This is a genomic window from Inhella sp. (assembly GCF_027532025.1).
In the GTDB taxonomy this organism is placed as follows: Bacteria; Pseudomonadota; Gammaproteobacteria; order Burkholderiales; family Burkholderiaceae_C; genus Inhella.
Genome location: NZ_JAPZSY010000048.1, coordinates 1 through 9,373 on the forward strand (window position 1 = coordinate 1; position 9,373 = coordinate 9,373).

At 67.1% G+C, this 9,373-nt stretch carries 6 protein-coding genes and 2 pseudogenes; 2 read left to right on the forward strand and 6 right to left on the reverse strand.

From position 1 onward, the window contains the following. Nucleotides 1–564, forward strand: a pseudogene (locus tag O9335_RS07885) (hypothetical protein); the annotation flags it as partial. Nucleotides 565–643: 79 nt separating this feature from the next. Here O9335_RS07885 and O9335_RS07890 read toward each other — a convergent pair. Together O9335_RS07890 and O9335_RS07895 are read right to left on the reverse strand one after the other, a co-directional pair. Further along, entirely contained in the window at nt 644–2,815 is a 2,172-nt protein-coding gene (locus O9335_RS07890) for a S46 family peptidase (RefSeq protein WP_298386147.1), read from the reverse strand. 92 nt (nt 2,816–2,907) lie between these two features. Beyond that, nucleotides 2,908–3,471: a YaeQ family protein gene (locus O9335_RS07895; protein WP_298386162.1), complete on the reverse strand. Its 564-nt coding sequence runs from the start codon at nt 3,469–3,471 to the stop codon at nt 2,908–2,910. Between the two features lie 131 nt (nt 3,472–3,602). Here O9335_RS07895 and O9335_RS07900 point away from each other — a divergent pair, with 131 nt between their 5' ends. Beyond that, on the forward strand, nt 3,603–5,504 hold the full coding sequence (locus tag O9335_RS07900; protein WP_298386150.1) for a hypothetical protein: 1,902 nt from the start codon (nt 3,603–3,605) through the stop codon (nt 5,502–5,504). Nucleotides 5,505–5,514: 10 nt separating this feature from the next. Here O9335_RS07900 and O9335_RS07905 read toward each other — a convergent pair whose 3' ends face one another. The 4 genes and pseudogenes from O9335_RS07905 to O9335_RS07920 form a co-directional block, all read right to left on the reverse strand. Beyond that, nucleotides 5,515–6,468: a nitronate monooxygenase family protein gene (locus tag O9335_RS07905; protein WP_298386153.1), complete on the reverse strand. Its 954-nt coding sequence runs from the start codon at nt 6,466–6,468 to the stop codon at nt 5,515–5,517. Then, nucleotides 6,468–8,249, reverse strand: a complete 1,782-nt coding sequence (locus O9335_RS07910) for an acyl-CoA dehydrogenase (RefSeq protein WP_298386156.1) — start codon at nt 8,247–8,249, stop codon at nt 6,468–6,470. Before O9335_RS07910 ends, O9335_RS07905 begins: the two co-directional genes overlap by 1 nt. A 75-nt stretch (nt 8,250–8,324) precedes the next feature. Beyond that, nucleotides 8,325–9,254: an FAD-binding protein gene (locus O9335_RS07915; protein WP_298386159.1), complete on the reverse strand. Its 930-nt coding sequence runs from the start codon at nt 9,252–9,254 to the stop codon at nt 8,325–8,327. A gap of 1 nt (nt 9,255) precedes the next feature. Beyond that, nucleotides 9,256–9,373 (reverse strand): annotated as a pseudogene (locus O9335_RS07920) (electron transfer flavoprotein subunit beta/FixA family protein); the annotation flags it as partial.

The window sequence follows — 9,373 nt, forward strand, 5'->3', positions numbered from 1 at the left end:
TCCCAGGAAATGCCGCCCATTGAATTGATTTCCGGGAGTTGCGACCATCCGAAATCACCCGAAAGTCATTCAAAAACAACGGGTTGGGTCATTTGCAGGGCCGACTACTTCACGATTTACGGGCACAGCGTGGGGTTTCGGGACCTGTATGTGGTGGGCCACGTGCTGGCCGACGACCGGAATACCGTCAAGGAGACGTTTGCGTTGAGCATGATCGTGGGCGGTGTGTCTGGGGAAAACCGACTGCGCACGCACTTCGAGTTCTATCGGCGCTACATGGAGCAGGGGCCTTCGAGCGAGTTGCTGGACCACACCCGCAAGCACTGGTTGCCGCCGCTGGATGAGCGTCGTGAAGGCTATTGGTGGGGCCTTCGCATGCTGTGGTCCGACTCCGTGGGTTTGCGCTTGCTGGCGTTGATTCAAGCGCCCATCGTGCTTCTGGAAAGCCTCTTCCGCTGGGTCGTGATGCGCACCAGCAAGATCCCACGCTGGCCTGATTGGGTGGAGGCGGAGTGCGCCATCGAACCCGGTTATCCGTGGGTGCGAGATGCGCATCGGCATTGAGGTGACGCAGCAGCCAATGCCTTTTGCAAGGTCTACTCGGATGACGCTGCAGGAGTGGCGTCGGGCCCTTCAGCCGCGCTCAAAGCACCCCCATCTCCTTCAGCAAACGGTCCGCCTTGTCCACGTAGCGCATCTGCCACTGCATGTAGCGCGCATCCACCACGATGCTGCGGGTGGTCTTGGGGTTGAAGTCCCAATCGCTGATGACGGCGTCCAGCGTGCCGTCGAACAGCAGGCCCACCAGCTCGGCCCGGCGGTTTAGCACCGGCGAGCCCGAGTTGCCGCCGGTGGTGTCCAGCGTGGCCAGGAAGTTGACGGGCACGCTGTTGAGCGCCTTCACGCCGTAAGGCCCGAACTCGCCCTTCTTGATGGCGGCCAATTGCTCGGCAGGAGCGTCGAAGTCGCCTTTGCCCTGGTGCTTGGCGGTGATGCCGCGCAGGGTGGTGAAGGCGCTCCAGGTGCTGCCGTCGGGCCCTTCACGGCCAGTCACTTGGCCGAAGCTCACACGCAGGGTGCCGTTGGCGTCGGGGTAGACGGCCTGGCCCTGACTGGCCTTGAAGGCGATGCGGGCTCTCATGACGTCGACGTAGGCCTGCTGCACCTGCCCTGCCAGTTCTTTGGCGCGGGCTTCGCGCGCTTCGTCGTCGGCGTACAAGGCCACGGCGGCGGCGATGAAGGGGTCGCCGCTCTGGGCGAACTCGGCCGGGGTGCGGCTGAGCCAAGCCAGGCGCTCGGCTTTGTCGGTCAGGGTGCTGAGGGCGTACAGGCTGTCCACGCGGGCCTTGACGGCTTCGGCGCTCATGCCGGGCTGCAGGCCCAGGGCTTGCATGAAGCCGGCGTGCAGACGATCGGCCGGCTGGGCGAGGTACTGGGTGAGGAAGTGGCTGACTTTGGCCTTGTCGGTCTGGGCGTCGAAGCGGCGCTCGAAGGCTTCCAGGCCGGCACGGCGGCGGGCCTGGTCGCGGTCTTGGTAGCCGGCTTGGCGTTCGGCATCAGGGCGCAGGCGTTGGTCGGCGTTTTTGAGCAGGTCGCGCGCGGTGCCGAGCAGCGTGGGGGTTCCAAGGTTGCTCAAGAAGTCGCGCCGGGTTTCCTCTTGCACTTGGGCCAGCAAGCCGTCGATGCGGGCCAAGCTGGCCCCGAACTGGACTTGGCGCTGGGGGTCGGCCTGCACCCAGGCCTTGAGTGCCTGGTACTGGGCTTGATTGCGAGCCAGGATGTCGCTGCCCTCGTAGCTGGCCTGCTGGCCCTGCCAGTTCTTGTGCGCGTTGCCCAGGCCGGCAACGGTGTTGGCCAGCTTGATCTCGGCATCGCGCCGGCCGGTGGTCTCGCGCTGGATAATGTCCAGCCATTCGCCATAGGCCTGAATGTTGCGCGGGCGCAGCCAACCGAAGGTGAAGTCGACCTCGGCGGGCAAGGCGTGGCGGTTGGTGCGGCCTGGGTAGCCGGCCACCATCACGAAATCGCCCTCGTTCAGGGGGCTGCGGGCCACCCGGAGGTGGTGCTTGGGACGGTAGGGCTGGTTGGCGGCGTTGAAGTCGGCCGGCTTGCCATCCGGGCCCACGTAAGCACGGTAGAAGCTGTAATCGCCCGTATGGCGGGGCCAAATCCAGTTGTCGGTGTCGCCGCCGAAGCGCCCCACCATGTCGGCCGGGGCGTGCACCAGGCGCACGTCGCGAATCTCCAGCTGCTTGAACAGCTGGTACTGCAGGCCGCCGTAGATGGAGGCAACGTTGCAGCGGTAGCCCGCCGCCTTCTCGCAATCGGCCACCAAGGCCTTTTGCTGGGCCTCGATGGCGTCGATCCGGGCCTTGCCCTGCAAGCCGCGCACCGCGGAGCTGAGCACGCGGTTGGTGACGTCGGTGACGGCCTCCGTGACGTACACGCGGCTGCCGGGCCCCGCGGGCAGTTCGTCGGCAAAGCTGGCGGCCAGGAAGCCGTTCTTGAGCAGGTCGCGCTGCGGGCTGCTGTTGAACTGAATGCTGCCGTAGGCGCAGTGGTGGTTGGTGACCACGAGGCCCATGGGCGACACGAACGAGGCCGTGCATCCCCCCAGGCTGACGATGGCCCCCATCGGGAATTGGGTGAGCTGGGTGAGCTTGGCCGGGTCGATGGCCAAGCCGGCGGCCTTCAGGTCTTTGGCCACCTGCGGCAGCTGAGAGGGCATCCACATGCCTTCGTGGGCATGGGCCCAGCCGAGGGCCAAGGAGAGGGGGGCCCAGAGCAGGGCGCGGGCCAGGGTCGAGTTGCGCATGGAAGTGGCTTTGCGGAGCATCCAAAACCCGACACGCTACCGCCCTTTGGCGGCCCGCGCATGTGCCATCGGACACGGGCCTGCCCCAAAAATCACTTCCAGCGCAGGGGCTCCAGGTCCACGCTGCCGCCGGCCCCGCCGGTCAGCATGAGGTGGCCCTCTTGCACGGTGGCCTGCAGTTGCATGCTGCGTTCCGACAGAGCGGTGAGCTCGGCCATGGCCGCATGCGGCAAGCGCCACACTTGCAGCTTATCCAGGCGGGTCAGCTTGGTTTCGATGCCGCGCCACCAGACCTCGGCGGTGGGACCAAAGGCATAAACAACAACGGCCTCGGCCTTGCTGCAGGCCTTGGCAAGGGCCTTGTCGTCGGGCTGCCCCACTTCGATCCACAAGCGCTTGGCACCGATGAAGTCGGTCAGCACCACGTCGGGGTCGTCGGCGTCGCTCAAGCCCGCGCCGAAGGCCAGGGTCGCGTCGCCTCCGCAACGGGTTTGCAGTTCGTGCGCGTGCAGGGCCAGGGCCACCAAGCGCACCATCATGCGTTCGTCGGTTTCGCTGGGGTGACGTGCCAGGGTGAGGTTGTGGTCGGCGTAGTAGCCGTGGTCGATGTCCGCCACGGCGAGGTTCGCTTTGAAGATGGTGCTCTTGAGGGCCATGCCGGCAGTATCGACGGGCAGCGGGGCGCTGGCGTGGAATTGCGCGGCGGGCACCCCGCTGTTCGAGGCCTGCCCCACAGGTGCGCTTCGGACAATCGAGCGACCGGTTTGTGACCTCCCTGCCCCGCCCGATGCGCGCCTCTCTCCCTTCTTGGCTTCCAGCCCTGGCCCTGGCCACCTTGCTCTCGGCCTGCGGCGGCGGCGGTTCGGGCGGCGACTCCGGCGGCGTGACCCCGCCTGCCCCGCCGCCCTCCAGCCCAGCGGTGGTGCGCGGCGTGGCCTCGGTGGGTGCGCCCCTGGGCGGCGCCACCGTGCGTGTGGTGGATGCCAAGGGCACGGCGCTGGGCAGCGCCACCACCCACCCCACCGACGGCAGCTACAGCCTGACCCTGAGCAGTGCCACGCCCACCCTGCCCTTGATGCTGCAAGCCCGGGCGCGCGATGCCGCCGGACAGTGGGTGCTGTTGCACACCGTGCTCACCGAGGCCGCCGCCGGCAGCACCGTGACGGCGCACATCACCCCGCTGACGCAGGCACACGCGGCGTTGCTGCTGGGTGGCAACCCCCACGCGGCTTTCGTTCAGCCCGCTGAGGGCCCCTTGAGCAGCCTGACCAGCGCGCAAAGCCTGGCGGCGTCGGACTTCCTCAAGACCCTGCTGAAAACGCCGCTGGCCGACCTCAAACTCACGGCCAGCAGCCTGAACCTGATCAGCGACAGCGGCTTTGCCACGCCCAAGAGTGGCGCGGACTTACTGCTGGAGGCCGTGAGGGTGCAGTTGGACGGCGCGCAAGCCAACACCCTGACGCTGGCCAGCAAGCTCCTCGTCGTGCCGGCGGCCGAAGTCGTGGTCGACCTGCCCGCCGCCCGCACCGAACTGATCAAAGCCAGCGGCAGCGCGCCAGCCAACGCGGTGACCAGCGCGCTGAAGGTAACGACGGGCGCCTCCATCGCCCTGGCCAATGCCCCCTTGTTGGACGAAGTGGTCACCCAAATCAATCCTTTGCTGGCCCGCGCTGCCCCAGCCGACGACTACAAGGCCACCCGCCCTGGCTCCACGGTCACAGACACCAACGCCGTGCTCTTTGGCTACGAGCGCCACGATGGCGTGGACACCAACGGCTTGGCCACCCGGCTGGCTGCATGGGGCACGGCCGGCCTGCAGATGGGCCCACTTCAGGTGCTGGGTTGCGCCGACGACGTCGTCAAGACCAACGACTGCGGCCGCGTGCTGGTGGCCAGCGCCCTGACCGACCGCAACGGCGTCGTGAAAGATCGACTTGTCAATGCCGTCACCTACAACGCCACGCAAAAGCGCTGGCGCCTGTTGGGCAACGGCAAGCCGCTGGCCATGGCGGTGCGCCCGACAAGCCTGCTGCGCCTGAGCGGCGCCGGAGTGGCCGAGACCACCGGCACCAACCCCAGTGCTGGCGTGGCCGTGGAGGTGCGCGATGGCGGCACCACGCAAAACACGGTGCAAGCCCCCTCAGGCTTTGCCCTGCCCCTGGCCACCTGCAACCGCGACCTCCTGTGCCTCAGCACCCCGGGCGCCAGCTCGGTCAACTCGACGGGCGGCTTGCTCGACCAGTACATCGAAGCCACCAGCACCAGTTGGCTCAGCAGCGTGGACGCCCAACGCGGCGCCCGCTACACGGTGAGCACGGTGCGCAGCGGCGCCCTGGAAACACGGCGCATCTTCTTGCCCTCGGCGGTGCTGCTGCCCAGCGCCAGCCGGCACCCCACCCTGGACGGTGTGAGCGCGAACGCACCGCTCACGGCGGCGGGCCTGACGGCAGGCTTAACCTTGACCTGGACACCCTGGGCCACGGCCAACCCCGACTTGCGGGTGACTGAAGTGCGCATCGTCATCCGCTATGCAGCCGGGGCCGACGGCTACCTCGTCACCATCGACAACCAATCCCAGGTCAGACTGCCCCCCGTGCCAGCAGCCGGTACGCCAGTGGCCCGCGAAATCTGGTTGGTGGCCGAAGACGTGCGCGGTCAGCAGATGCTGACCCGCTACACGCTGCTCTGAGCGCACCGGCTCAGAGCTTCAGGCGCTCCCGCGCGGCTTGGTACTCGGCGAAGAGCCGATCCACCAACACCGAGGTGGGCACCACGGCCTTGACGGCCCCGATGCCCTGACCGCAGCCCCAGATGTCTTTCCAGGCCTTCGCGGCGGCGTTGCCGCCGAAGTTCATCTTGCTCGGGTCGCTTTCGGGCAGCTTGTCGGGGTCCAGCCCCGCACGCACGATGGAGCCGCGCAAGTAGTTGCCGTGCACCCCGGTGAACAGGTTGGTGTAGACGATGTCGTCGCTGGTGGAGGCCACCACCATCTCTTTGTAAGCCTCATCGGCTCTGGCTTCTTCGGTGGCGATGAAAGCCGAGCCGATGTACGCCAGGTCGGCACCCATGGCCTGCGCCGCCAAGACGCCATCTCCCGTGCCGATGGCCCCCGACAACAACAGCGGCCCCTGAAACCACTCGCGGATCTCGGCGATCAGCGCGATGGGGTTCTTCACCCCCGCATGCCCTCCCGCCCCGGTGGCCACCGCGATGAGTCCGTCAGCCCCCTTGTCGATGGCTTTGTGGGCAAACGTGTTGTTGATGATGTCGTGCAACACGATGCCACCCCAAGCGTGCACCGCTTGGTTGATGTCCTCCCGGGCCCCAAGCGAGGTGATCACGATGGGCACCTTGTATTTGGCGCACACCGCCATGTCGTGCTCCAAGCGGTCGTTGCTCTTGTGCACGATTTGGTTAATGGCGAAGGGTGCCGCCGGGCGATCGGGATGCGCCCGGTTGTGCGCCGCCAGGGCTTCGGTGATCTCGGCCAGCCACTCGTCCAGCAACTCGGCCGGCCGCGCATTGAGAGCCGGCATCGAGCCCACCACGCCGGCCGTGCATTGCGCGATGACCAGCTTGGGGTTGCTGAGGATGAACATCGGCGAGGCCACCACCGGCAGCCTCAGGCCTTGCAAAACCGCGGGCAAGGCCATCAGAAGGCCTCCAAGGGCAAGCCCAGCGCGCTGTCGGCCCCGTTCAGCACGGCGTCGCGCAGGGCGGCGGTGCGCGGCAGGATGTGCTCGGCGTAGAAGCGCGCCGTCGTCACCTTGGCCTGCATGAAGGCCACGTCATCGCCGGCCGCGATCGCCTTCTCGGCGGCCAGCAGGCCTCGAGCGAGGCACCAACCGGCCACCAGATTGCCCGCCAGCATCAGGTAGGGCACCGAGCCAGCAAACACCGCGTTCAAGTTGCCCTTGCCGGTGGCGGCGAGGTAGTCCACCACCGCCACGTAGGCCTGGCGGGCATGGCTGAGGTTGGCGCGCACGGCGTGGGCGGCGGTCGAGCCCGAAGCCAACTCGGCCTCGGTCGCTTCCACCAGCGCGGCGATGCCACGCGCAAACTCGCCACCATCGCGCAGGGTCTTGCGGCCCACCAAATCGTTGGCCTGGATCGCGGTCGTGCCTTCGTAGATGGTCAGGATCTTGGCGTCCCGGTAGTGCTGAGCCGCACCGGTCTCTTCGATGAAGCCCATGCCGCCATGGACCTGCACGCCCAGGGCCGTCACCTCGTGGCTGATCTCGGTGCTGTAGCCCTTCACCAAGGGCACCAAGAACTCGTAGAACGCCTGGGCGGCCGTGTCGCCCTGAGCGTGGGCTCGGTCGTAGCCCGCCGCCGCAGCCGCGGCCATCGCGCGACAGCCTTCGGTCAGGGCGCGCATGGTCATGAGCATGCGGCGCACATCGGGGTGGTGAATGATGGGCGCGGCGCCAGGCAGGGAACCGTCCACCGGGCGGCTTTGCACGCGGTCGCGGGCGTAACGCACCGCCTGTTGGTAAGCGCGCTCAGCCAAGGCCAGACCCTGAACGCCCACGCCGTAGCGGGCAGCGTTCATCATGATGAACATGTACTCCAGGCCGCGGTTTTCCTCGCCCACCAAGTAGCCCACGGCACCGCCGTGATCGCCGAACTGCAACACCGCCGTGGGGCTGGCCTTGATGCCCAACTTGTGCTCGATGGACACGCAATGCACATCGTTGCGCGCGCCCAAGGACCCGTCGTCATTGACCAGCACCTTGGGCACCACGAACAGACTGATGCCCTTGACACCGGCCGGCGCGCCGGGGACTCGGGCCAACACGAGGTGGACGATGTTCTCGGCCATGTCGTGCTCACCGTAAGTGATGTAGATCTTGGTGCCGAACACCTTGTAGGTGCCATCGCCCTGCGGCTCGGCACGGGTGCGCACCAAACTCAGGTCGGAGCCGGCTTGAGGCTCGGTCAGGTTCATCGAACCCGTCCAACTGCCATCGATCATCTGCGGGATGTAGCGCGTCTTCAGCGCGTCGCTGCCCGCCGTGAGCAGCGCCTCGATGGCGCCGTCGGTCAGCAACGGACACAGCGCGAAGCTCAGGTTGGCGCTGTTCACCATCTCCTGACAAGCCGCCGCGATGACCTTGGGGAAGCCCTGGCCACCGAACTCAGCCGGGTGGACCAGTCCCTGCCAGCCGCCTTCCACGTACTGGCGAAAGGCCTCCTTGAAGCCGGGCGTGGTCTTGACGATGCCGCCCTCGTGCCAGCTTGAGGGGTTCTTGTCGCCCTCCCAGTTCAGCGGAGCAATGACCTGCTCCGTCAGCTTGGCGCACTCTTCGAGCACGGCTTGCGCCGTGTCCAAACCGTGGTCGGCGAAGGCCGGGATGTCCTGCGTCAAACGATCCAACTCGGCCAAATGCGCCATGTTGAACAGCATGTCCTTGACGGGGGCGGTGTAGCTCATGAGGGGTCTCCAGAAATGAAACAGGGCGCCGGCACAAAGCTGTGGCGGCGCCCCTGGGTTCGCAGGTTCAGACGATCAGAGGCTGTTGACCAGCTCGGGCACGGCCGCGAACAAGTCGGCTTCCAAGCCGTAGTCGGCCACGCTGAAGATCGGGGCCTCGGGGTCTTTGTTGATGGCCACGATGACCTTCGAGTCCTTCATGCCGGCCAGGTGCTGGATGGCGCCCGAGATGCCCGCCGCGACGTACAGCTGCGGCGCCACGATCTTGCCCGTCTGGCCCACTTGCCAGTCGTTGGGCGCATAGCCAGCGTCCACGGCCGCACGGCTGGCACCCAGCGCAGCGCCGAGTTTGTCGGCCAGGGGGGTCAGCACCTCGTTGAACTTGTCGCTCGAACCGAGCGCGCGGCCGCCCGACACGATGATCTTGGCCGCCGTCAATTCAGGCCGGTCGCTCTTGGTCTGCTCGCGACCCACGAATCGGCTCTTGCCCGAATCGACCGCGGCCGTCACAGCCTCCACCGGCGCGCTGCCGCCAGTGCCGGCGGCATCGAAGCCCGTGGTGCGAACGGTGATGACCTTCACCGAGTCGGTGGCCTGCACCGTGGCAATGGCGTTGCCCGCGTAGATCGGGCGCTCGAAGGTGTCGGCGCTGATCACCTTGGTGATGTCGGTGACCTGGGCCACGTCCAGCAAGGCGGCCACGCGCGGTGCCGCATTCTTGCCCGCCGCCGTGGCGGGAAACAGGATGTGGCTGTAGCCCGAGGCCAGCGCGACGACCTGCGCCGCCACGTTCTCGGCCAATCCCTCGGCCAGCGAGGCTCCATCGGCGTGCAGCACCTTGGCCACGCCCGCCACTTGCGCCGCCGCAGCAGCAGCCGCACCGGCGTTGTGGCCCGCCACCAGCACATGCACATCGCCCCCGCAGGCCAAGGCAGCGGTGACTGTGTTGAGGGTGGCACCCTTCAGGCTGCCGTGATCGTGTTCAGCAATGACGAGGACGGACATCTCAGATCACCTTGGCTTCGTTCTTGAGCTTGTTCACCAGCGTGGCCACGTCGGGCACCTTGATGCCGGCGCTGCGCTTGGCCGGCTCGGCCACCTTCAGGGTCTTGATGCGCGGCGTC